At 73.2% G+C, this 20,685-nt stretch carries 22 protein-coding genes; 9 read left to right on the forward strand and 13 right to left on the reverse strand.

Annotated elements, in window-relative coordinates:
• Positions 1–5: 5 nt before the first annotated feature.
• The 4 genes from ACZ7DL_RS05180 to ACZ7DL_RS05195 all read right to left on the reverse strand — a co-directional run bounded on the left by ACZ7DL_RS05180 (position 6) and on the right by ACZ7DL_RS05195 (position 4,974).
• The gene (locus ACZ7DL_RS05180; protein ID WP_470771513.1) at positions 6–599 is read right to left on the reverse strand and encodes a flavin reductase family protein; all 594 of its coding nucleotides are present in this window, start codon (positions 597–599) and stop codon (positions 6–8) included.
• A gap of 64 nt (positions 600–663) precedes the next feature.
• Positions 664–1,458 carry an enoyl-CoA hydratase/isomerase family protein gene (locus ACZ7DL_RS05185; protein ID WP_470771514.1) on the reverse strand — a complete coding sequence of 265 codons (795 nt, stop codon included), beginning with the start codon at positions 1,456–1,458 and terminating at the stop codon, positions 664–666.
• A complete protein-coding gene (locus ACZ7DL_RS05190; protein ID WP_470771515.1) occupies positions 1,449–3,668 on the reverse strand; it encodes an acetate--CoA ligase family protein in 2,220 nt (739 codons plus the stop codon). Before ACZ7DL_RS05190 ends, ACZ7DL_RS05185 begins: the two co-directional genes overlap by 10 nt.
• A gap of 121 nt (positions 3,669–3,789) precedes the next feature.
• On the reverse strand, positions 3,790–4,974 hold the full coding sequence (locus ACZ7DL_RS05195) for a flavin-containing monooxygenase (RefSeq protein WP_470771516.1): 1,185 nt from the start codon (positions 4,972–4,974) through the stop codon (positions 3,790–3,792).
• 208 nt (positions 4,975–5,182) lie between these two features.
• On the opposite strand from ACZ7DL_RS05195, the gene ACZ7DL_RS05200 reads away from it, so the two are divergent.
• Both ACZ7DL_RS05200 and ACZ7DL_RS05205 read left to right on the forward strand, forming a co-directional pair.
• Positions 5,183–5,635 (forward strand): DoxX family membrane protein, encoded by a 453-nt coding sequence (locus ACZ7DL_RS05200; protein ID WP_470771517.1) that lies wholly within the window; start codon positions 5,183–5,185, stop codon positions 5,633–5,635.
• The gene (locus ACZ7DL_RS05205) at positions 5,632–6,030 is read left to right on the forward strand and encodes a Zn-ribbon domain-containing OB-fold protein (protein ID WP_470771518.1); all 399 of its coding nucleotides are present in this window, start codon (positions 5,632–5,634) and stop codon (positions 6,028–6,030) included. The genes ACZ7DL_RS05200 and ACZ7DL_RS05205 overlap by 4 nt, the downstream gene beginning before the upstream one ends.
• Here ACZ7DL_RS05205 and ACZ7DL_RS05210 read toward each other — a convergent pair.
• The 3 genes from ACZ7DL_RS05210 to ACZ7DL_RS05220 form a co-directional block, all read right to left on the reverse strand.
• Complete coding sequence (locus ACZ7DL_RS05210) at positions 6,011–6,517, reverse strand: carboxymuconolactone decarboxylase family protein (RefSeq protein ID WP_470771519.1); 507 nt, start codon at positions 6,515–6,517, stop codon at positions 6,011–6,013. The genes ACZ7DL_RS05205 and ACZ7DL_RS05210 overlap by 20 nt on opposite strands.
• 105 nt (positions 6,518–6,622) lie before the next feature.
• On the reverse strand, positions 6,623–7,291 hold the full coding sequence (locus tag ACZ7DL_RS05215) for a pyridoxine/pyridoxamine 5'-phosphate oxidase (RefSeq protein ID WP_470771521.1): 669 nt from the start codon (positions 7,289–7,291) through the stop codon (positions 6,623–6,625).
• Between the two features lie 28 nt (positions 7,292–7,319).
• Positions 7,320–8,492 carry a thiolase C-terminal domain-containing protein gene (locus ACZ7DL_RS05220; protein ID WP_470771522.1) on the reverse strand — a complete coding sequence of 391 codons (1,173 nt, stop codon included), beginning with the start codon at positions 8,490–8,492 and terminating at the stop codon, positions 7,320–7,322.
• A 74-nt stretch (positions 8,493–8,566) separates the two neighbouring features.
• Here ACZ7DL_RS05220 and ACZ7DL_RS05225 point away from each other — a divergent pair, with 74 nt between their 5' ends.
• Together ACZ7DL_RS05225 and ACZ7DL_RS05230 are read left to right on the forward strand one after the other, a co-directional pair.
• Positions 8,567–9,754: an acyl-CoA dehydrogenase family protein gene (locus tag ACZ7DL_RS05225; protein WP_470771523.1), complete on the forward strand. Its 1,188-nt coding sequence runs from the start codon at positions 8,567–8,569 to the stop codon at positions 9,752–9,754.
• Positions 9,754–10,236 (forward strand): nitroreductase family deazaflavin-dependent oxidoreductase, encoded by a 483-nt coding sequence (locus tag ACZ7DL_RS05230; RefSeq protein ID WP_470771524.1) that lies wholly within the window; start codon positions 9,754–9,756, stop codon positions 10,234–10,236. The genes ACZ7DL_RS05225 and ACZ7DL_RS05230 overlap by 1 nt, the downstream gene beginning before the upstream one ends.
• Before the next feature lie 12 nt (positions 10,237–10,248).
• On the opposite strand, the gene ACZ7DL_RS05235 is transcribed toward ACZ7DL_RS05230, so the two are convergent.
• Positions 10,249–10,866, reverse strand: coding sequence for a LysE family translocator (locus ACZ7DL_RS05235; RefSeq protein ID WP_470771525.1), 618 nt, complete (start codon positions 10,864–10,866; stop codon positions 10,249–10,251).
• Between the two features lie 82 nt (positions 10,867–10,948).
• Here ACZ7DL_RS05235 and ACZ7DL_RS05240 point away from each other — a divergent pair, with 82 nt between their 5' ends.
• Positions 10,949–11,401: an Lrp/AsnC family transcriptional regulator gene (locus tag ACZ7DL_RS05240; protein ID WP_470771527.1), complete on the forward strand. Its 453-nt coding sequence runs from the start codon at positions 10,949–10,951 to the stop codon at positions 11,399–11,401.
• A gap of 72 nt (positions 11,402–11,473) precedes the next feature.
• On the opposite strand, the gene ACZ7DL_RS05245 is transcribed toward ACZ7DL_RS05240, so the two are convergent.
• A complete protein-coding gene (locus ACZ7DL_RS05245; protein WP_470771982.1) occupies positions 11,474–12,109 on the reverse strand; it encodes a TetR family transcriptional regulator in 636 nt (211 codons plus the stop codon).
• Between the two features lie 134 nt (positions 12,110–12,243).
• Here ACZ7DL_RS05245 and kbpA point away from each other — a divergent pair, with 134 nt between their 5' ends.
• From kbpA to ACZ7DL_RS05260, 3 genes are all read left to right on the forward strand, one after another.
• Complete coding sequence (gene kbpA / locus ACZ7DL_RS05250; RefSeq protein WP_470771529.1) at positions 12,244–12,978, forward strand: AfsK-binding protein KbpA; 735 nt, start codon at positions 12,244–12,246, stop codon at positions 12,976–12,978.
• Positions 12,979–13,148: 170 nt separating this feature from the next.
• Positions 13,149–15,500, forward strand: coding sequence for a protein serine/threonine kinase AfsK (gene afsK / locus ACZ7DL_RS05255; RefSeq protein ID WP_470771530.1), 2,352 nt, complete (start codon positions 13,149–13,151; stop codon positions 15,498–15,500).
• 166 nt (positions 15,501–15,666) lie between these two features.
• The gene (locus ACZ7DL_RS05260; protein WP_470771532.1) at positions 15,667–16,218 is read left to right on the forward strand and encodes a hypothetical protein; all 552 of its coding nucleotides are present in this window, start codon (positions 15,667–15,669) and stop codon (positions 16,216–16,218) included.
• Positions 16,219–16,220: 2 nt separating this feature from the next.
• Here ACZ7DL_RS05260 and ACZ7DL_RS05265 read toward each other — a convergent pair whose 3' ends face one another.
• The 3 genes from ACZ7DL_RS05265 to ACZ7DL_RS05275 are packed head-to-tail and all read right to left on the reverse strand — an operon-like array spanning position 16,221 to position 18,555.
• Entirely contained in the window at positions 16,221–16,994 is a 774-nt protein-coding gene (locus tag ACZ7DL_RS05265; RefSeq protein ID WP_470771533.1) for an enoyl-CoA hydratase/isomerase family protein, read from the reverse strand.
• Positions 16,991–17,398 (reverse strand): Zn-ribbon domain-containing OB-fold protein, encoded by a 408-nt coding sequence (locus tag ACZ7DL_RS05270; protein ID WP_470771534.1) that lies wholly within the window; start codon positions 17,396–17,398, stop codon positions 16,991–16,993. The genes ACZ7DL_RS05265 and ACZ7DL_RS05270 overlap by 4 nt, the downstream gene beginning before the upstream one ends.
• A gap of 2 nt (positions 17,399–17,400) precedes the next feature.
• Positions 17,401–18,555, reverse strand: coding sequence for a lipid-transfer protein (locus ACZ7DL_RS05275; RefSeq protein WP_470771535.1), 1,155 nt, complete (start codon positions 18,553–18,555; stop codon positions 17,401–17,403).
• An 85-nt stretch (positions 18,556–18,640) separates the two neighbouring features.
• On the opposite strand from ACZ7DL_RS05275, the gene ACZ7DL_RS05280 reads away from it, so the two are divergent.
• Entirely contained in the window at positions 18,641–20,236 is a 1,596-nt protein-coding gene (locus ACZ7DL_RS05280; RefSeq protein ID WP_470771536.1) for a FadD3 family acyl-CoA ligase, read from the forward strand.
• Between the two features lie 82 nt (positions 20,237–20,318).
• Here ACZ7DL_RS05280 and ACZ7DL_RS05285 read toward each other — a convergent pair whose 3' ends face one another.
• Positions 20,319–20,486: a hypothetical protein gene (locus ACZ7DL_RS05285; RefSeq protein WP_470771537.1), complete on the reverse strand. Its 168-nt coding sequence runs from the start codon at positions 20,484–20,486 to the stop codon at positions 20,319–20,321.
• Between the last annotated feature and the right edge of the window lie 199 nt (positions 20,487–20,685).

A 20,685-nucleotide genomic window follows, 5' to 3' on the forward strand; every position in this document is an offset into this window, starting at 1 on the left:
CACTGTCACGGGTCGAGCCGCCGGAAGCGCCCTCGGTGGAAGACCAGTGGCTCCTCGGGCCCGTCCGCACCGAGGGCGGCCACCCGTCCCACGACGATGAGGTGGTCGCCTCCGGTGTGCACGGCGTGGACGACGCAGTCGATCCAGGCGGCGGCCCCGGCGAGCCGCGGCGCCCCGGACGCGGGCGCCGCGTCGTACGCCACCCCCGCGAACTTGTCCGCGCCGCTCACCGCGAAGGCCCGGCACAGCTCGTCCTGGCCGGCGCTGAGCACGTTGACGCAGAAGACGCCGGCGCGGGCGATGCGCGGCCAGGTGGTGGAGGTACGGCCCACCATGAAGCAGACCAGGGGCGGTTCGAGGGAGAGCGACGAGAAGGACTGGCAGGCGAACCCCGCGGGACCCGGCTCACCCGCGCCGGCCGGCGCGGTGACGACCGTCACGCCACTCGCGAAGCACCCCAGCACCCGCCGGAACTCCCCCGCCGCGACCGGCGCCCGCTCCCCTTCCCGCACACACCGCAACGCGGGCCGCGGCAACGCCTCCCCGGACCCCGGCCCCAGATACCGAACGGCTGCCGCCGCCGCTCCTGCGTGTCCCATCATCGTTTCATTGAGCCTGACGGGCCGTCAGATGACAAGACCCGGCGCCGGGTTCATCCGGTCCTCACCGCCCCCGGAACCCCGGCTCCCGGCGCTCCCCGAACGCCCGCAGTCCCTCCCGGGCGTCCTCCGTCGTCATGTTGATCTCCTGGGCCCAGGACTCCGTGGCGAAGGCGGAGGTGCGGTCGGTGTCGAGGGAGGTGTTGAGGAGGTGCTTGGTCAGGGCGAGGGCTCTCGTGGGGGCGCAGGCCAGGCGGGTGGCCCAGGCGCGGGTCGTCTTCTCCAGGTCGGTGTCCGGGACCACCCGGTTGACCAGGCCCAGGCGTTCCGCCTCCGGTGCCGGGAGCGGGTCGCCGAAGAACATCAGTTCCTTCGCCCGCTGGAGGCCGATCAGGCGGGGGAGGAGGTAGGCGCCACCGGCGTCCGGGACCAGGCCGCGGCGGACGAACACCTCGATGAAGCGGGCCGACTCGGCGGCCAGGACCAGGTCGCAGGCGAGCGCGAGATGGGCGCCCAGGCCGGCCGCCGTGCCGTTCACGGCGGCCAGGACCGGTTTCTCGCAGTCCAGTACGGTCGCGATCAGGCGCTGGGCGCCGAGGCGGAGGGTGCGGGCCACGTCCCCGGCGGTCCGCTCGGCCGCGGCGGGAGCGGCGGCGCGCAGGTCCGCGCCCGCGCAGAAGCCGCGGCCGGTGCCGGTGAGGACCACCGCCCGGACGTCCGAGGCGGCGGACGCCTCCGTCAGCAGCTCGACGAGGCGGTCGCGCATGGCCGGCGTGAGGGCGTTCAGGGTCTCGGGGCGGTCGAGGGTGACGTACGAGACCCGGTCGCGCACCTCGTGCCGGATGCCGGTCACCGGCACACCACCAGCGCGTCCAGCGCCACCGCGCCCTGTCCCCGGGGCAGCACCAACAGGGGGTTGATGTCCAGCTCGGCGATGTGCTCGCCCAGTTCCAGCGCCATGCGCTGCACCCGCAGCACGACCTCCACCAGCGCGTCCACGTCGGCCGGCGGGCGGCCCCGGACGCCGGCCAGCAGGGCGCGGCCGCGCAGCTCGGTGAGCATGGCGCGGGCCTGGTCCTCGCCGAAGGGCGGGACGCGGACCGTCGCGTCGTGCAGCACCTCCACCAGGATCCCGCCGAGCCCCACCGTCACCGTCGGCCCGAAGAGGTCGTCGTGGGTGACGCCGACCATCATCTCCACGCCCGGCTCCACCATCTGGCACACCAGGACGCCGTCCAGCCCGACGCCCTCGTACCGGGCGATGTCGGTCAGCTCCCGGTACGCGTCCCGGACCTGGCTCGCCGAGGTCAGGCCGATCTTCACCAGGCCCAGTTCGGTCTTGTGGGCGATCTGCGCGCCGGACGCCTTCATCACCACCGGGTAGCCGACCTGCCCGGCCGCCCGTACGGCCGCCGCCGCGCTGGTCACCAGCTGCTCGCGCGGCACCCGGACGCCGTACGCGCGCAGCAGCTGCTTGGCCGCGTGCTCGCTGAGCTGCCGGCCGGGCTGCATCAGCGCCTCGGCCTTGCGGAAGGAAGGGGACGGGGTGCGCGGGGCCGCGTCGAAGGGGGAGCGGTAGCCGGTCACGAAGCGGTGGTGGTCGAGCCAGGCGCGGACGGCGGTCAGGCAGTTTCCGACGGTCCGGAAGGTGGCCACGCGGGAGGAGCCGAGCAGCACCTCCCGGTACGCCGGCTCGGTGCCGGCCGGCGAGCCCCACACCACGCACACCAGTTTGTCCGTCTCCTCGGCGGCGTCCACCAGGTCGCGCACGAGCTTGTCGCTGAGCGGCGGGAAGGGGCCGGTGACCGGGCAGATCAGCACGCCGACCGCGGGGTCGGCGAGGAGCGCGTCGATGATCTTCCGGCCGCGTTCGTCGCCGACCGGGTGGCCGCCGTTGTCCACCGGGTTGGCCACGCTCAGGTACTCCGGTATCCACTGGTGCAGCTCGGCCTGCTTGTCCGGGGACAGCCGCGGCAGCCGGAGCCCCGCCCCGGCGGCCAGGTCGGCGACATGTGCGCCGGTGCCGCCCGAGATGGAGTAGACGACCACGCCCTCGGCCTGGGGCGGCTTCGCGCGCGCCAGCAGCGCCGCCGTGTCCTGGAGTTCGTCCAGGGCGTCGACGCGGATCACGCCGTACTGCCGCATGGCCGCGTCCACCACGTCGTCGGCGCCGGTGAGCTTGCCGGTGTGCGAGGCGGCCGTACGGGCGCCGGCCTCGGTGCGGCCCACCTTCACGGCGACCACCGGCACCTTGCGGCGGGCGGCGCGGTCGGCGGCCAGCAGGAAGGAGCGGCCGTCCTTGAGCCCCTCCACGTAACAGGCGATGGCGCCGACCTCGGGCCGCTCGGCGAACCAGGAGAGGAAGTCGGCGGTCTCCAGGTCGGCCTCGTTGCCGGTGGGCGCCCAGTGCGAGAGCCGGATGCCCAGTTCCTGCAGCGCGAAGACGGGCCGGCCCTGGTGCCCGGACTGGGTGATCAGCGCGATGGCCGGCCCGGACAGGTCGTCCCGGAAGCGTTCGAAGGCGTTGAGGTTGGTGTTCGGGCCGAGCAGCCGGAGCCCCGAGCCCCGTACGGCCTCGGCGAGCCGCTCCTGGGCCTCGGCGCCCGCCTGACCGGTCTCGGCGAACCCGGAGGCGAAGGCGACCGCGAACTTCACCTTGGCCGCGGCGAGTTCCTCGATCACCGGCAACGGGTCGGCGACCAGCAGCACGGCCAGGTCGACCGGTCCGGGCAGGGCGGCGACCGAGGCGGAGCACGGGATGCCGAAGACCGTCGGCCGGGTCGGATGCACCGGGTGCACCCGCGCCCCGACCCGACCGGCCCAGTCCAGCAGCTGCCGGGTGATCCCGGTGTTCGGCCGGCCCGCGGTGTCGGAGGCGCCGATCACGGCGACGGACTCGGGCCGGAAGAACCGGGTCAGGTCCGGTACGTCCGCGTAGAGCGGACGCCCGCTGACGTCGAGGTCGTCCACCTGATCGTGCACGACGGGTCCGGGCCGCTGCTCGCCGCAGGCGATGACCCGGGCCCGGCGGGCGTCGGTGGTGAGGGTGCCGTGGGTCGAACCGAGCATCGTTCCGCCCGCCTCCCGTGAGAAGCCACTCAAGATGACGCTTTGTCAGGTTACTGAACTGACGGAACGTCAGGAATGGTTCGGCACGGCAAAGTTACCGCTCGGTGGGAAAACGCCGTGGCTACCGCGCGCGCAGGCCCGCGGCCACCGCCCGCGCGATCCTCCCCGCGTCGAGCGCCAGTTCCCGGAGCATCCCGCTGATCGGGTTGGTGAACCCGGTGAAGTACAGGCCGGGCGCCTGCGCGGACGTACGGCCGCCGTGCACCACCGGTCCGCCTCGCCCGTCAAGCACCCCGAGATGCCCGACCAGCCCCTCCAGTGCCCGCACGTACCCGGTCGCGGCGATGACCGCGTCGGGCGAGATCCGGCCGCCGTCGGCGAGGACCACCTTCCCGTCCTCGAACCCCTCCACGGCGGCCACGATCTCCACCCTGCCCGTGCGGACGGCGTCGATCAGGCCGACGTCCTGGACCGGGATCGCACCCTCCCGCACCCTGCTGTACAGGCCGGCGTCCGGGCGCGGAAGACCGTACGCGGACAGGTCCGGGGTGCTCAGCCGCCCCACCGGCCCGGCGAGCCGGTCCACGAGCCGGACCGGCAGCCGCCGGACCAGCACGCCCGAGTACTGGGCGGCCCAGCCGAGGGTCGACCGGCGCAGGATGTGCGGCGCCGTGCGCACCGCCAGCCGCACCCGCGCGGCCCCGCCCTCCGCCAGGTCCACGGCGATCTCCGCGCCCGTGTTGCCGATCCCGACGACGAGCACGTCACGACCGCGGTACGGCTCGGCGTTGCGGTAGGTGCCGGCGTGCAGCAGCTCACCTTCGTACCGGTCGCGGCCGGGCCAGTCGGGCAGGTGCGGGCTGTGGTTGTAGCCGGTGGCGACGACCACCGCGCTGCCGGTCAGCTCCCGTCCGCCGGAGGCGCGCAGCAGCCAGCCGGTGCCGTCCTCGGTCCGCTCGACGCGGTGCACCTCCACCCCGGTGACGATCTCCAGCTCGTGGTGTTCGGCGTACTTCTCCAGGTACCGCACCACGTTGTCCCGGGACACCCAGCGCCCGAACTTCCGGGGTATGGCGAGGCCGGGCAGCGCGGACAGCCGCCGGGTGGTGTGCAGGTGCAGCCGGTCGTAGTGGGCGCGCCAGGAGGCGCCCACCTGGCTGGACTTCTCCAGCACCACCGCCCGTACGCCCCGCGCCCGCAGCGCGTGGGCGGCGGCGAGGCCGCCCGGACCGGCGCCGATCACGTAGACCGGGCGGTCCGCGGGAGTGGGCGAGAGGTGTACCGGAGAGGGACGGGAGACGGCCATGAGCGGGAGCGTAATCACACACCCGGTTGATGGGTCTCGGTCAAGACCGGAATTGGTTGCGGATTGATCACGCATGTACGGGAACGGCGTTCGGGGCGTGAAGGAACGCGCCGCCGGGCCCCGGGGCGCGGCGGCCCGGCGGCGCGTGGGGCGATTCCGGGTGACTCACAGGTGGGCTTCCCACCTGATCTGACGTACCGTCAGATGCATGGACGCGATATGGCTGGACGGCGCTCAGTGGCTGGCGGTGCTGCGCATCGGCCTCGGCCTGTGGTGGCTGGAGAGCTGGCGGCACAAGGACAAGAAGGCGTGGTTCGAGCGGGGCAGCGGCATCGCCTGGGCGGCGGACGTGGCGGCGAAGCACCGCTGGACCCCGGTGCGGGCGGGCTTCGACACGGTGGTGAAACCCCGCCCGAAGCTCATGGCGTACGTGGTCGCCTACGCCGAACTCTCGCTGGGTCTCGGCCTGATCCTCGGCTTCCTGACCCCGGTCGCCCTGGTCGGCGGCCTGCTCCTGAACGCGGTCTACTTCGTCCTCATGATCCACGACTGGGCGGAACAGGGCCAGAACTCGATGATGGCCCTCATCTGCCTGGTCGGCCTCTTCGGCATGTCCTGGCAGGCGTGGTCGCTGGACGCGTGGATCGGATGGTTCCGATGAGCGGGCAGCGCCACGACCTCCCGGAGACCGACGCCTTCACCCGCCCGTACTGGGAGGCGGCCGCGCGGGACCGCCTGCTGATCCGCCGCTGCGGGGCCTGCGGCCGGGCCCACCACTACCCCCGCGAGTTCTGCCCGTACTGCTGGAGCGAGCGGGTGACCTGGGAGGAGGCCGGCGGCCGGGCCACGCTCTACACGTGGTCCACGGTCCACCACAACGACCTCCCCCCGTTCGGCGACCGCACCCCTTACGTGGCCGCGGTGGTCGACCTGGCCGAGGGCCCGCGCATGATCACGGAACTGGTCGGCTGCCCGGAGGACACCCTGCGGGCCGGGATGCCGCTTGAGGTGACGTTCCGGGCGGGGATCCCGGTGTTCACTTCCACGGGTCGGTGAACGACCGGCCGGGCACCGGCTTGGCGATGAGCGCGACGGGGATGAAGAAGTTGACCTGTCCGATCGCGAACATCAGCGTGGCGAGCGCCTTGCCCTCGTAGTGCTCGGCCGCCTGCGCGTACAGCTCGTCGGACACCCGCTCGCCGTCCGCGGACGGCTGGAGCACGGCCTCCACGAGGGCCAGCGCGGCCCGCTCGGCGGCGGTGAAGTACGGCGAGTCCTGCCAGGACGCCACCGAGGTGATCCGCTCCTCCGACTCACCGGCCTTGCGCAGGAACCCGGTGTGCAGCACGGTCAGATAGGTGCTGCCGACGATCTGTCCCGCCCGCAGCTGGACCAGGCTGATCGTGGAGCGCGGCACCGAACCGTTGCCGGTGACCTTGAACAGCGCCGCCGACACCTCCGCCAGCTCCGGGACGAGCTGGGCGGGGTCCTCCGGCATCCGCGGGGTCATCGGGATCTCCGCCGTGATCGAACGCGTTTCCATCGTCTTCTCCTCAGGGTCTGCGTGGTGCTTCCACCGCCCTGACGGATCGCGGAAGGCATGTGTGACCGGCCCCGGCAGAAAGATGCAGAAGGACGCGGCCGGCCCTCACGGCCACAGCAGCACCCTGCTCCAGCCGAACTCCGTGCTCCGGTACTCCAGTCGTACGTGCCGCCGCTCCGCGTCCCCCTGGAAGAACTCCACCGTCTCCGGGCGCAGCCGGTACAGGGTCCAGGTCGGCGACGGCTCGTCGGGGTTCTTCCGGGCCCGCTGCCAGGCCGCCTCCGACGCCTGCCGCAACTCGGCCGGAGAGGACAGCTCCTCGCTCTGCCGGCCGGTCAGTGCGGCGGCCAGCGCGCCCGTGGACCGCGCGTGCAGATCGGCCTGGCTCTCCTCGGCCGGGGCCTGCGTGACCGGCCCCCGTACCCGCACCTGGCGCCCCAGCACCGGCCAGTAGAAGGACAGGGCCGCGTACGGCCGGGCGCTCAGCGCACGGCCCTTGCGGCTCGTGGAGTGGCTGGCGAAGGACCAGCCGTCCGCGTCGGCGCCGTGCAGCATCACGATCCGTACGTCCGGCCTGCCCTCCGCGTCCACGGTCGCCAGGGACATGGTGTGCGGCTCCGGCTGCCCCGCCGCCACCGCTTCCGCGAACCAGCCGGTGAACAGGGGCAGCGGAGTGGGCGGGGCCGTGTCCGGGTCGAAGGGCCGCAGCTCCGTCACCTCGGAGTCCCAGACCCGCAGCGACCGGAGGAGTTCGTGGAGATCCTTTTGTGCCATGGGGCGAGTATCACCGGTGGTCCGCCGATCAGTCCCGCCCCAACACCACCGTTCCCGAGGAGCAGAACCAGCCGCCGGTTCCCGACGCCACCCCCAGCCGGGGCGGCTCGCCGCCCCGGGCCCGCACCTGCCGCTCGCCGGCCTCGCCCCGCAGCTGCCGCACCGCCTCCACCATCAGGAACAGCCCCCGCATCCCCGGATGCTGGGCCGACAGGCCGCCCCCGTCCGTGTTCACCGGCAGCTCCCCGCCCCGCACCAGCAGCCGCCCCTTCGCCACGAACGCCCCGCCCTCGCCCTTCGCGCAGAAGCCCAGGTCCTCCAGGGTCACCAGGGTCATGTAGGTGAAGGCGTCGTAGATCTCGGCGAAGTCGATGTCCGCGGGGGTCACCCCCGCCCGCCGGAAGGCCAGCCGGCCGCTGACCGCCGCCGGGGAGACCGTGAAGTCCTCCCACGAGGACATCGCGGCGTGCGAGACGTGTTCGCCGGTGCCGAGGATCCAGACGGGGGCCGTCCGGCAGTCCCGTACGTACCCCTCGGCCGCCAGCAGGATGGCCGCGCCGCCGTCCGAGCGCAGGCAGCAGTGCAGGCGGGTGAACGGGTCGGCGATCATCGGGCCGGACAGCACGTCGTCGACGGTGATCGGGTCGCGGAACATCGCCTCCGGGTTCAGGGCCGCGTTCGCCCGCGCCTGGACCGCCACCTCCGCCAGCTGCTCGAGCGTCGTGCCGTACTCGATCATGTGCCGGCGGGCCGCCATGGCGTACTTGGCGATCAGCGTGTGGCCGTACGGCACCTCGAACTGGAGCGGGCCGCGGGCGCCGAAGGACAGGGTGCCCGTGCGGCGGCCCGCCCTGATGTCGGACCGGGCCGTCGAGCCGTACACCAGCAGCACGGCGTTCGCGTGGCCCGCCGCTATCGCGTCCGCCGCGTGCGCCGCCATCACCTCCCAGGTGGCGCCCCCGACCGAGGTGGAGTCCACCCAGGTGGGCCGCAGGCCCAGGTACTCGGCGACCTCCACGGGGGCCAGCGTGCCGAGGCCGGCGGAGGCGAAACCGTCGACCACCGTGCGGTCCAGACCCGCGTCGGCGAGGGCCCGGCGGGCCGCCTGGGCGTGCAGCGCGTACGCCGTCGCGTCGTCCACCCGCCCGCAGTCGGAAAGGGCCACGCCGACCACGGCGACCTTCCTGCTCCCGCGACTCATGAGAGGGCTCCTCCCTCTGTGCATCTCGTTTCGGCCCTCCTAATATGACGCACCGTCAGATATGGAGGAAGGCCATGGACACGCGCCTCACCCCCGAACAGGACGAGATCCGCCGCACCCTGCGTGAGCTGCTGCACAAACGCTGCGGACCGGCCGAGCTGCGGGCGGCCGTCGACACGCCCGCCGGCCACGACCCCCTCCTGTGGTCGGCCCTCGCCGACCAGCTCGGCCTGCCGGGACTCGCCCTCCCCGAGCGGTACGGCGGGATCGGCTGCTCGGTCACCGAGCTGGCCCTCGCCTGCGAGGAGACGGGCCGCTGTCTCGCGCCCTCGCCGCTGCTCGCCACCTCCGTCCTCGCCGCCCCGCTGATCCTCGCCCTCGGCACCGGCGCCCAGCGCGCCGGGCTGCTGCCGCGCATCGCCGCCGGCACCCTCACCGCCGCCCTCGCCGTCGCCGGGCCCGACCTGACCACCGCCCTCGCCCTGACCGGCGGAAACGGCGGGTACAGCGCCGGGGGCGGGCGGGCCGGCGGGATGCAGGCGCGGCGGGTGGCGGGGGAGTGGCGGCTGTACGGGGAGGCGGAGCAGGTGCTGGACGGGCACAGCGCCGGGCTGCTGCTCGTCGCCGCGCACACCGGGGGGTTCGCCCGGTCGCGGACACTGCTGTTCCTGGTGGCGGGGGACGCGGCGGGGGTGGTACGGGCCCGGCGGACCTCCCTGGACGCCACGCGGCCGCAGGCGCGGATCCAACTGCGTGACGTGCCGGCGGAGTTGCTCGGGGCCGAGGACGCGGACGTCCTGCCCGCCCTCGCCGCACTCGGCGACTCCGTCGCCGCCGTGCTCGCCGCCGAGGCCGTGGGGGCGGCCGACCGGGTGCTGGAGCGGACCGTGGAGTACACCGGGCAGCGGGTGCAGTTCGGGCGGCCGATCGGGTCCTTCCAGGCCGTGAAGCACCGGCTGGCGGACGTGTACGTGGCCGTGCAGGCGGCGCGGTCGGCCGCGTACTACGCCGCATGGGCGGCGGCACGGGAGGGGGAGCGGGCCGGCGCTCTCGCGCTCGCCCAGGCGCTGGAGGCGCTGCGGTGTGCCGCCGCCGAGGGCGTCCAGCTGCACGGCGGGATCGGGTTCACCTGGGAGCACGACGCCCACCTGTACGTGAAACGGGCGGCCGGGGACGAGCTGCTGTTCGGGCCCGTGCACCGGCTGCGGGACCGGGCCGCCGAGACGACGGGGCTGTTCGCGGGCGGGGAGGCGGCGCTCTGATGGGCGGCGGCGGTGTCCGGCTCGTCCAGAAGGTGTCGTCCACCCGCGCGTTCGCCCGGCTGGCGCCGCACGTGATCCCGGCCCTCGACCGGACCGTCCACCGGCTCACCCGGGGCAGGGTCCTGCTCAGCGCCCAGCTGCTGCCGGGCGTGCTCCTCACCTCCACCGGCGCCCGCAGCGGCCTGCCCCGCCGCACCCCGCTGGCCTGCATGCCGGAGCAGGACGGCAGGAGCTGGATCCTGGTCGGCTCCAACTTCGGCCGGACCGGCCATCCGGCCTGGACCCACAACCTCCTCGCCCACCCCGAGGCCACGATCAGCCGGCGGGGCCAGGACATCCCCGTCACCGCCCGCCTGCTCACGGGTCGGGAACGGGTGGCCGCCTGGACGGCACTCCTCGCCTTCTGGCCGCCGTACGCCGTGTATCAGGCACGGGTGGAGCGGGAGATCAGGGTGTTCCGGCTCAGCCGGAGAGAGCCCTGAGGCGCCGGGACCCTAGAGCGTAGCCAGCCGTTCTGCCAGCAAGAATGCGCCGATTCCCAGCATGGCCGCGCCCGAGGTGCGGGTGACCGCGCGGGCTGCTGACGGGCGGGCTGTGAGGAGGGTGCGGGTGAGGGTGCCGACGGTGAGGTAGACGGCCGCGCAGCAGGCCATGTGGAGCAGGCCGAGGGCCGCCGTCTGGGCGGGGACCGGGAGATGGTGGCCGCGGAGGGTGAGGAACTGGGGGAGGACGGAGAGGTAGAGGAGCAGGCCCTTGGGGTTCAGGCCGCTGATCGTGGCGCCCCTCAGGAAGAGCCGGCCGTCGACCGCCGGTGTGCCGTTCGCGTCCGGGACCGCCGGGCGGCGCAGTACGCCCCAGCCGAGCCACAGCAGGTAGCCCGCGCCCGCCACCGTCAGCGCCGTCAGCAGCCGGGGCGAGCCCGCCACCACGACCGCCAGACCCGCCGTGGCCAGGACGGTGTGCAGGGCGTAACCGCTGACCAGGCCCGCCACCGCGCGCGGCGCCGAGCGGCCGCGCAGGGCGGTCGCGATGACGTACGCCCAGTCGGCTCCCGGCACACACACCAGCAGCAGGTCCACGAGGAGGAAGGAGAAGAGCAGTCCCGAGTCCATGCTGGGGACATTAGGCGCGAATGGCCCGAAAGTGTTCCCGAAGTTTGCCCATGATCGCATGGTCTGCGCAAATATCTTCTTCATGGACGACGTAGACCGAAAAATCCTTGCCGAGCTCCAGCAGGACGGGCGGCTGACCGTGACGGAGCTGGCCGCCCGGGTGCGGCTCAGCGTCTCGCCCTGCCACCGGCGGCTGCGGGAGCTGGAGCGGGCCGGCGCCATCCAGGGCTACCGGGCGGTGGTGGACCCGGCGGCGCTCGGGCTGAACTTCGAGGCGCTGGTCTTCGTGTCCATGCGGCAGGAGGACCGGGACACGGTCGCCGAGTTCGAGCGGGCGGTCAGCGAGCTGGAGCACGTGCTGGACGCCCAGCGGCTGTTCGGTGAGCCGGACTATCTGCTCCGGGTGGCCACCGCCGACCTGGCCGCCTTCCAGCGCCTGTACGACGAGCGGCTGGCGGCACTGCCGGGGGTGCAGCGGCTGACGTCGACGCTGGTGATGAAGCACGTGGTGCGGGACCGGCCGCTGCCCGCTTGAAGCGGCGGGCGGGGGCTCACCGCGTGAACCACCGCCCGCCAGACAGGACTTGGACTCCGGTAAGGGGGGTCCTTACTTGGACGGCTTCTTGCCGGTCACGCCCATATGCACCAACAGCGCCAGGTTCGGCTTGAGTTCGGCCTGCTTCACGCCCCAGGAGGAGAAACCCTTCTGGTGGGCCGCCACCGCCGCGAGCATCGCGACCAGCGAACCGGCCACCGCCGCCGGGTTCACGTCCTTGTCGACCCGGCCCTTGGACTGGAGTTGCGCGATGGCGTCCGCGAGGGAGTTGTTGACCGAGTTCAGGATCTTCATACGGATCTTGTAGAACCGTTTGTCCCCCTCGGCCGCCCCGAGGTCGACCACCCGCAGGATGGCGTCGTTCTTGCGCCAGAACTCCAGGAACCCGTCCACGAGTTCCTGGGCCGTCTGCCAGCCCGACTTGCCGGTCCAGGTGCGTCCTTCGAGGAGTTCGGTCAGTCCCGCGCCCTCGGCCGCCATCTGCTCGGCGATCTCCAGGACGGCGCCTTCGACGTCCGGGAAGTACTGGTAGAAGGTCGCGGGCGAAGTGCCCGCCTTCCGGGCGACATCGATGACCTTGACGTCCCGGTACGGGGAGGAGCTGAGCATCTCGCTGAGGCAGTCGAGCAGCTTCTGCCGGGTCGCCTGCCCACGCCGGCCGGCCACGCGGCCGTCGACGGTACGCACTTGTCCTGTCATGTCGTCAGCTTACCGAGGGGTGATCGGAGCGCGATTCGGCCGACTGCAAATGGGGTGCGCGGGGCCAGCGGGGGTGGTGTGCCTGGTCTGCGGGGTACGCGCGTCCCGGTTACTTTGACGGCATGGCCGAAAACAGGGCATCCGCCAACGAAGAGGTGTACGGGGAGGGCGTCCCCTGCTGGGTGGACGCCCAGCTGCCCGATGTCGAGGCGGGCAAGCGGTTCTACGGTGAGCTTTTCGGGTGGGCCTTCGAGGAGGCGTACGGCTCCTCCGTGTGGGCCCTGCTGGACGGCGACCGCGTCGCCTCGCTGGCGCCCAAGACGGACGGACGCATGCCCACGGTCTGGACGGTCTCCTTCGCGACCTCGGACGCCGAGGCCCTCGGCCGGCGGATCACGGCGGCCGGCGGCCGGGTGGTCATGGCGCCGTTCCCGGTCGGCGATCTCGGCACCGCGGCCCTGGCCACCGACCCCGAGGGCGCGGTGTTCGGCCTGTGGCAGCCCGGCACCCACCCCGGCTTCGGCCGGCGGCGCGCGCCGAACACCTTCGTCTGGGCCCAGCTCTACACCCGGGACACCGCCGCGGCCAACACCTTCTACGGCGACCTCTTCCACGACGCCCTGTTCGGCACCGAGGCCGAGCCCGACTTCGGCCGCGCGGACGTCACCGACGTGTTCCCCGCGGAGATGCCTCCGCACTTCCTCGCCCACTTCCGGGTCACGGACCTGGACGAGGCCGTCGGGGCCGTGCAGCGGCTCGGCGGGCGGGTGCAGGCGCCACCCTTCGAGACGTCGTACGGGCGAGTGGCCGTCGTCACCGACAATCAGGGGGCGTCGTTCGCGCTGCTGCGGCGCTGATTCGTCCGCTTTGACGGAAGACACCCCGGTTTGTCACCGGGTTCGCAACCAGCCGTCCGGCCAGGAAGAATCAGGGTGCGTGCCGTCATGGCGGTGCGGTGGTGAGACGCTGCACTCCGGTCGCGTACATATGGAGAGTGGCGCGGCTCGTACGGGGAGGTGGCAGGCAAGTGGTGGATCAGCTGACGCAGCACGATCCGCGGCGGATCGGGCCGTTCGAGGTGCTGGGCCGGCTGGGCGCCGGCGGCATGGGGCTGGTCTATCTCGCGCGCTCGGCGTCCGGCCGGCGCGTGGCGATCAAGACGGTGCGCACCGAGCTGGCCGAGGACCAGCTCTTCCGGGTCCGCTTCACCCGTGAGGTGGAGGCGGCCCGCGCGGTCTCCGGGTTCTACACCGCGGCCGTGGTCGACGCCGACCCGCGGGCCGCCGTGCCCTGGCTGGCCACCGCCTACGTCCCCGCGCCCTCGCTGGAAGAGATAGTGAACGAGTGCGGGCCGCTCCCGGCCCAGGCCGTGCGCTGGCTCGCGGCGGGCGTCGCGGAGGCCCTCCAGTCCATCCACGGCGCCGGGCTGGTCCACCGTGACCTCAAGCCGTCCAACGTGCTCGTGGTCGAGGACGGCCCCCGGGTGATCGACTTCGGCATCGCCTCCGGCGTCTCCAACACCCGTCTGACGATGACGAACGTCGCCGTCGGCACCCCCGCCTACATGTCCCCCGAGCAGGCCAAGGACTCCCGCAGCGTCACCGGCGCCAGCGACGTCTTCTCCCTCGGCTCCACCCTCGTCTTCGCGGCCACCGGCCACCCGCCCTTCCACGGCGCCAACCCGGTCGAGACCGTCTTCATGCTGCTGCGCGAGGGCCCGGACCTCACCGGCCTGCCGGACGAGCTGCGCCCGCTGATCGAGGCGTGCATGCAGATGGAGGCCGCCGGCCGCCCCAGCCCGGCCGACCTCCAGGCCCAGCTCGCCCCGCACCTGTTCGGCTCCGGCTCCGACGACAGCGGCACCGCCTCCGCCTGGCTGCCGGAGAAGGCGGTCGCCCTCATCGAGGCCCGCCGCGGCGGACGCCCCGCCGCCAAGCCCGCCCCGGCCCCGACCGGTGGCCCGCGCAGCGGCGGCCGGCAGGCCGTGCCGCCGCCGCCCCCCTACGACCCGCCGGTCCCGGCGCCGGTCCCCGCCCCGGCCGGCGCCCCCGACACCGGCCCGGTCCGGCTGGCCGGCGCCCAGGTGCCCATCGGCCCCGGCCCCCGGGTCGCCGACGCCCGCGCCGCCGCCGTCAAGGCGCCCCCGCCCGAGGCGGGCCTGGTGGCCAGCTGGTCCCGGCCCCGGCCCGGCGTGGCCGGCGCCGACCCCGCCGCGCCGCCCGCCCCGCCCGCGCCCCCGGAGACCGCGGCCGGCTGGCGTCCCTGGCGGTTCCGCATGTCCAACGACGTCTGGGGCACGCCGTCCGTCGACGGCGACCTCGTCTACGTCACCTCCTTCGAGGTGCACGCCCTGGACGTCGCCACCGGCCGGCGCCGGTTCAAGACCCGGGACGTCGCCTGGTCCATGGCGGTGGCGGACGGCCGTATCCACGCCTCCGACGGCCCCACCCTGTTCGCGCTGGACGCCCGCGAGGGCACCGACCTGTGGCGGCTGTCCACCGACGCCTGGGTGTACTCCCTCAAGGCCGACCGCGGCACGGTCGTCACCGGCACCCGCGGCGGCGGGGTCCAGGCATGGGAGGCGGCGAACGGGCAGAAGCTGTGGGAGATCACCGGCTGCCAGACCGACTTCGAGTCGCCCGAGGCGGGGCCGGTCGTGCACGACGGCACGGTCTACGTCTGGCAGGACGCCCGGCTGCGCGCCCTGGAGGCCCGCACCGGCGAGGAGCGCTGGTCGTACCCCATCGGTGACGCGGCCTCCTGCGGCGGCGTGCCGGTGCGGCTGGCCCCCGCCCCCGACGGGTACGTCTATGTCTCCGCCGGCACCCGCGTCCTCGCCGTCGAGGCGGTGAGCGGCATGGTCCGCTGGCACTTCGAGGCCCCGGCGGTCTTCCTGTGCCCGCCGGCCTTCGCGCCGGGCCCGGCCGTCACCGGCGGCGGCATCTACCTCGCGGACTACCTCGGCACGGTCTACGCCCTGGACGCCGCCGACGGCCGCGACCGCTGGCGCATCGCCACCGAGGCCCGCTCCTCCGTCGAGCCGGTCCTGGTCGCCGCCGGGCACGTGCACGTCGGCAGCGGCAACGGCCTGTACACCCTGGACGCGGTCACCGGCACCCCCAAGTGGCGCTTCCAGGCGGGCGGCGACGTCGTGGGCGCGCCCGCCGTGGCGGAGGGCCGCATCCACTTCGGCTCCACCGACCACCTGCTCTACACCCTGAAGGCCGACGACGGCCGGCTGCGCTGGAAGCTCGCCACCGGCGGCGAGATCACCGGCTCCCCTGTGGTCAAGGACGGCGTGGTGTACGCGTGCAGCAAGGACCGCTGCGTGTACGCGCTGGACGCGGAGAAGGGCACGGGGACCTCACGGACCGCGTGAGGGGCGTGACGGCCGTCGTACCGGGTTGCACGGAAGGGCTCCGGACGGCGGCCGTCGTCGCGGGGGAGCGGTGCTGTGCACCGCTTCCACGGCAGACGCTACGCCGGGTACCCGGCGGTCGCCACACAGTGACATGACCGTGACAGGCATGTCCTAGGGTGCTGGCATGCATCGACGGGGACACATGCTCAAACTGACGGCGGTATCGGTCCTGGTCGTCCTGGCGCTGACCGGATTCAAGGGCCGCGGGCACGGTCACAGCAGCGGTCACGGCAGTGGCGGCGGCGGGTGCAGCAGCTCCAGCCAGGACCACGACGGTTCCTCGTCCACGTCGTCGGGTGGCGGCTACGGCTCGGGCACGCACCACGACTATGACGATGACGACGACTACTACGGCGACGACACCTCCGGCGGCTCGTCCGGCGGATCGTCCTCTTCCGGTTACCGGGACGGCACGGCACGGCTGGTGAGCTGCGCGACGGTGAAGGCCCCCTACGCGACCATCGAGGTCACCAACCCGAACGCCGCCGAGAGCCGCTTCGACGTCCACATCACCTTCGAGGACGCGGACGACCTGACGGTCAACGGCACCATCGAGGAGGTCACCGTGCCCGCGAGCGGCACGAAGACCATCCGGGTGCCGGTGGACAACGCCGAGGAGAGTGCCCCGCAGGTCGACCACTGCGACCTGGATCCGGTCGCCTCCTACCACTGGTGATCTCACCGCGTCCTGAACTGCGCACGGCGGGCGGCGAACAGCTCCGCCTGCCGCGCGCCCGGCAGGTTCCCCAGCGAGATCAGGTGCGGGGCCTGCGCGAACGCCTGCGCGAGACCGGCCTCCCGGGCCGCCCACAGCGCCCGCACCGTCCCCTGCACGGCCTCCGTCGGATACCCGGCGATCACCGCGGCGCAGTCCGTCGCCGCCGCCGAGGCCCCGCCGCGCTCGGTGAGTTCGCTGACCAGGCCGACCTCGTACGCCCGCCGCGCCGAGAGCCGCTCGGCGCTGCCCATGAGGACCATCCGCGCGACCTCGCCGTACGGCATGCGCTGCGCCATGAGCATCGACTCGTAGGCGCTGACCATGCCGTAGGTGGTGTGCGGATCGAAGAAGGCGGCGTCGGCTCCGGCGACGAGGAAGTCGCACTCCGCGAGCAGATAGAAGGCGCCCCCGCAGGCCATCCCCTCCACCGCCGCGACGACCGGCTTCCACAGATCGTTGCCCTTCGGTCCGACCCCCAGCAGCGGATCGTCCTGCATGTACGGCGACGAGGGCTGCGGTACGACGGCGTCCCGGTCGATGCCCGTACAGAACGCCCGCTCCCCGGCCCCGGTGAGCACGACGGCTCGTACCGAGTCGTCGAACCGCAACGTGCGCCACACCTCGGCCAGTTCGCCCGCCATCTCCAGATCGACGGCGTTGAGCCGCGCGGGCCGGTCCAGGGTGACGACGGCGACGCCGGTGTCCTTGTCGGCGGCGAGGCGCACGGTGTTCACGCGAGCACCCACTGCGGCAGCCCGTCGGAGAACACCGCCCGCACCCGGGCGCCGATCCTGAGGCGCGCCGGATCCACGGAGCCGAGCGGCGCCCCGGCGTGCGCGACCACGTTCCCCACCAGCCGTATCCGCGGCGCCTCCGCCAGCTCCACGACGACCACGTTGTACGGGGCCTGCTCCGCGTAGCCGGGAAGCAGCGGCGGATGCGGGACGACGTACGACCACACCCGCCCGCACCCCGACACCGGCCGCCACTCGGCTGCGAAGGACCGGCAGTGCGGGCAGCAGGGCCGGGGCGGGAAACGGAGTTCACCGCAGTCGGCGCAGGCCTGGACGCGCAGCTCGCCGCGGGCCGCGTACTCCCAGAAGGGGGCGCCGGCGGTGTCGGTGACGGGGGTCAGCATGATCAGCTCCTGAGGAGGAGGGCGGAGGTGGGCACGCCTTCACCGGCCGTGACCAGGCAGGTGGCGGCGCCGGGAACCTGGGCGGTACTGGTCCCGCGCAACTGCTTGACGCCCTCGGTGACGAGGTTGAAGCCGTGCACGTACGCCTCGCTGAGCCCGCCCCCGCCGGTGTTGAGGGGCAGCCGACCGCCGGTCTCCAGGGCGCCCTGCTCGGTGAAGGCGCCCCCCTCGCCCCGCGCGCAGAAGCCGTAGCCCTCCAGGGAGAGCGGGATCAGCGCCGTGAAGGCGTCGTAGATCTGCGCCACGTCCACGTCGTCCGGGGTGAGGTCGGCGTGCTTCCACAGGTGCCGGGCGGCGGTCCAGGCGGGGCCGGTGAGCGGGTCGTCGGTCCAGTAGTTGACCATGCCGTGGTGCTGGGCGGGCAGCCCCTGTGCGGCGGCGTGGACGTACACGGGCGTGTGCGGGCAGTCCCGCGCCCGCTCCCTGCCGACGATCACGCAGGCGAGCGCGCCGTCCGTCTCCAGGCAGTTGTCGTAGAGGCACAGCGGCTCGCTGATCCACCGGGAGGTCATGTACATCTCGCGGGTCAGCGGCCGTTCGTACATCACGGCGGCGGGGTTCTGGTTGGCGCGGTTCCGGCAGGCCAGCGCGACGTTGAACAGGTGGTCCCGGGTGACGCCGTACTCGTGCATGTACCGCCGGGCCAGCATGGCGATCTCGTCGGCCGGCCGCAGCAGTCCGAAGGGCCGGGTCCACTGGGCCGGAGTGGGCAGCTGTACAGCGGTGCTCGTCCACGGGCGAGGCCCGCTGCCCCGCTTCCGGGACCGCCACGCGACCCCCACCGTGGCCTGCCCGGCGGCGATGGCCGCGGCGAGATGCGCCACGGTGGCACAGGAGCCGCCCCCGCCGTACCCCACCTTGCTGAAGAAGGTCAGATCCCCGAAGCCGACGGCCTTCGCCAGCTCCACCTCGTCGGTCTCCTCCATGGTGTAGGAGGCGAGCGCGTCGACCTCGCCGGGCGAGATGCCGGCGTCCTGAAGCGCCGCGAGCACGGCCCGGCAGGCGAGCGTCCTCTCGTCCTCCTCCAGGTGCCTGGCGAAGGCGGTCTGCCCGATCCCGACGATGGCGGTGGCGTCCTTGAGCCCTGGTCCTGCCATACCTCCCCCTCTCCTGACAGGTCGTCAGGTTACCGCTAATCTGACGAACAGTCAGCTCTGAGTGTCTCTGCGCGGGGAGGCTGCCGTGACGTCATGGGAAACCATCCCGGAGCTGGTGCGGTCGGCGGCTCGGCGGTACCCGGACGCCGAGGCCGTGGCCGACGGCCGGATCCGGATCACGTACGCCGGACTGGGCGCCCGGGTCGAACGCGCGGCGGCGGCCTGCCTCGCGAGCGGTGTGCGGGTGGGCGACCGGGTGGCCGTCTGGGCCCCCAACTCCCCGGACTGGATCGTCGCGGCCCTCGGCGCGGTGACGGCGGGCGCGGTCCTCGTCCCGCTGAACACCCGCTTCAAGGGTGCGGAGGCGGCGGACGTCCTGCGCAGGAGCGGGGCCCGGCTGCTGTTCGTGACGGGGACCTTCCTCGGCGCGTCCTACGTGGCGTCCCTGCGCCGGGCGGCAGCGGAGGGCCCGGCCCAGGGACGCCCCCTCGCCGGCCTGCCCGATCTGGAGCGCGTGGTGGTCCTCTCGGACGACGCCCCCGCCGACTTCGGGACCTGGAAGGACTTCCTCGCCGCAGGCGATCCGGTGCCGGCCGCCGACGTCTCCCGCAGGGCCGCCGAGTTGACCGGCGACAGCCTCTCGGACCTCGTCTTCACCTCGGGTACGACGGGCCGCCCCAAGGGGGTGATGGTCACGCACGGGCAGACCGTGCGGGCGTACGAGACCTGGGCGGACCTGGCCGGTCTGCGTGCCTCGGACCGCTACCTGATCGTCAACCCCTTCTTCCACACCTTCGGCTACAAGGCCGGGGTGATCGCCTGCCTCATGCGCGGGGCGACGATGATCCCCCAGCCGGTGTTCAACGTCGACACGGCCCTCGCGAACATCGCGGCGGAACGGGTGTCGGTCCTGCCGGGCCCGCCGACCCTGCACCAGTCGCTGCTGGACCATCCGGCGCGGGACGCGTACGACCTGTCGGCCCTGCGGCTGGTGGTGACGGGAGCGGCGGTCGTGCCGTTGCGCCTGGTGGAACGCCTGCGCGGCGAACTGGGCGTGGAGACGGTGCTGACGGCGTACGGCCTCTCGGAGGCGTCCGGGATCGTCACGATGTGCCGGCGCTGCGACGACCCCGCGGTGATCGCCTCGACCTCCGGCCGCCCGATCCCCGGCACGGAGGTGCGGGTGGTGGACGCCTCGGGCGTCCCGCTGCCGGCCGGCTCGCCGGGGGAGGTCCTGGTCCGCGGCTTCAACGTCATGCGCGGCTACTACGAGGACGCCGGGGCGAGCGCCGAGGTGATCTCCGCGGACGGCTGGCTGCGCACGGGCGACGTGGGCGTCCTGGACGCGTCCGGCAACCTGCGGATCACGGACCGCCTCAAGGACATGTTCATCGTGGGCGGCTTCAACGCCTACCCGGCGGAGATAGAGCAACTGCTCGGCGTGCACCCGGACGTGACGGACGTGGCCGTCGTCGGCGTCCCGGACGCCCGCCTGGGCGAGGTCGGTACGGCGTACGTCGTCCGCAGGCCCGGCTCGCTGCTGACCTCGGACGATCTGATCGCCTGGGCCCGCCGTGAGATGGCGAACTACAAGGTGCCGCGAACGGTCCGCTTCGTGGACCGGCTGCCGCGGAACGCGGGCGGGAAGGTGGTGAAGGGGGAGCTGCGGGCGCGGAACTGACCCCCGACTCCCCACACACCTCGGCCGCGACGGCTCCCCCTCCGCGCCGCCGCGGCCGATCCCCGTCCGGTGAAAGGTCTTGTCAGGCCGTTTCGTCGGTGGCGTGAGTGTTGTCCGGAGTGGCGACGACATCGTCCTCACCGGTGGCCAGAGTGCTCGTCTTCAGCGGCTCACTGGTGGCGTGCGTGTTCAGCGTGATCACCTCGGCGGCCGACGTCTCCGCCTCGGTGGTGTTCTTGACGTCGCTCATGACTGCTCCCCTGAAAGTACGTGTTGCGGTTGGCTGGAAGACCCGTCCGGCAGCTCCCCCGAGGGCCGCCGGACGGTGCCTCCGGGCCGGTACACCTTAAGGTGCGGCCGTGCGACGTCCCGTCTGCCCCCCGATGCGACGGAACGACACGACTGAGGGTGCCGTGCGGCGATAAACGAACGATGAACGTGCAGAGCGA

This window comes from Streptomyces sp. NPDC036984, assembly GCF_055607665.1.

What these genes read in the sequence shown, in the direction of transcription:
- ACZ7DL_RS05180 (WP_470771513.1), bottom strand. Translation starts at nt 599, where the DNA reads ATGGGACACGCAGGAGCGGCGGCGGCAGCCGTTCGGTATCTGGGGCCG.
- ACZ7DL_RS05190 (WP_470771515.1), bottom strand. Translation starts at nt 3,668, where the DNA reads ATGCTCGGTTCGACCCACGGCACCCTCACCACCGACGCCCGCCGGGCC.
- ACZ7DL_RS05195 (WP_470771516.1), bottom strand. Translation starts at nt 4,974, where the DNA reads ATGGCCGTCTCCCGTCCCTCTCCGGTACACCTCTCGCCCACTCCCGCG.
- ACZ7DL_RS05200 (WP_470771517.1), top strand. Translation starts at nt 5,183, where the DNA reads ATGGACGCGATATGGCTGGACGGCGCTCAGTGGCTGGCGGTGCTGCGC.
- ACZ7DL_RS05205 (WP_470771518.1), top strand. Translation starts at nt 5,632, where the DNA reads ATGAGCGGGCAGCGCCACGACCTCCCGGAGACCGACGCCTTCACCCGC.
- ACZ7DL_RS05210 (WP_470771519.1), bottom strand. Translation starts at nt 6,517, where the DNA reads ATGGAAACGCGTTCGATCACGGCGGAGATCCCGATGACCCCGCGGATG.
- ACZ7DL_RS05215 (WP_470771521.1), bottom strand. Translation starts at nt 7,291, where the DNA reads ATGGCACAAAAGGATCTCCACGAACTCCTCCGGTCGCTGCGGGTCTGG.
- ACZ7DL_RS05220 (WP_470771522.1), bottom strand. Translation starts at nt 8,492, where the DNA reads ATGAGTCGCGGGAGCAGGAAGGTCGCCGTGGTCGGCGTGGCCCTTTCC.
- ACZ7DL_RS05225 (WP_470771523.1), top strand. Translation starts at nt 8,567, where the DNA reads ATGGACACGCGCCTCACCCCCGAACAGGACGAGATCCGCCGCACCCTG.
- ACZ7DL_RS05230 (WP_470771524.1), top strand. Translation starts at nt 9,754, where the DNA reads ATGGGCGGCGGCGGTGTCCGGCTCGTCCAGAAGGTGTCGTCCACCCGC.
- ACZ7DL_RS05235 (WP_470771525.1), bottom strand. Translation starts at nt 10,866, where the DNA reads ATGGACTCGGGACTGCTCTTCTCCTTCCTCCTCGTGGACCTGCTGCTG.
- ACZ7DL_RS05240 (WP_470771527.1), top strand. Translation starts at nt 10,949, where the DNA reads ATGGACGACGTAGACCGAAAAATCCTTGCCGAGCTCCAGCAGGACGGG.
- kbpA (WP_470771529.1), top strand. Translation starts at nt 12,244, where the DNA reads ATGGCCGAAAACAGGGCATCCGCCAACGAAGAGGTGTACGGGGAGGGC.
- ACZ7DL_RS05260 (WP_470771532.1), top strand. Translation starts at nt 15,667, where the DNA reads ATGCATCGACGGGGACACATGCTCAAACTGACGGCGGTATCGGTCCTG.
- ACZ7DL_RS05270 (WP_470771534.1), bottom strand. Translation starts at nt 17,398, where the DNA reads ATGCTGACCCCCGTCACCGACACCGCCGGCGCCCCCTTCTGGGAGTAC.
- ACZ7DL_RS05275 (WP_470771535.1), bottom strand. Translation starts at nt 18,555, where the DNA reads ATGGCAGGACCAGGGCTCAAGGACGCCACCGCCATCGTCGGGATCGGG.
- ACZ7DL_RS05285 (WP_470771537.1), bottom strand. Translation starts at nt 20,486, where the DNA reads ATGAGCGACGTCAAGAACACCACCGAGGCGGAGACGTCGGCCGCCGAG.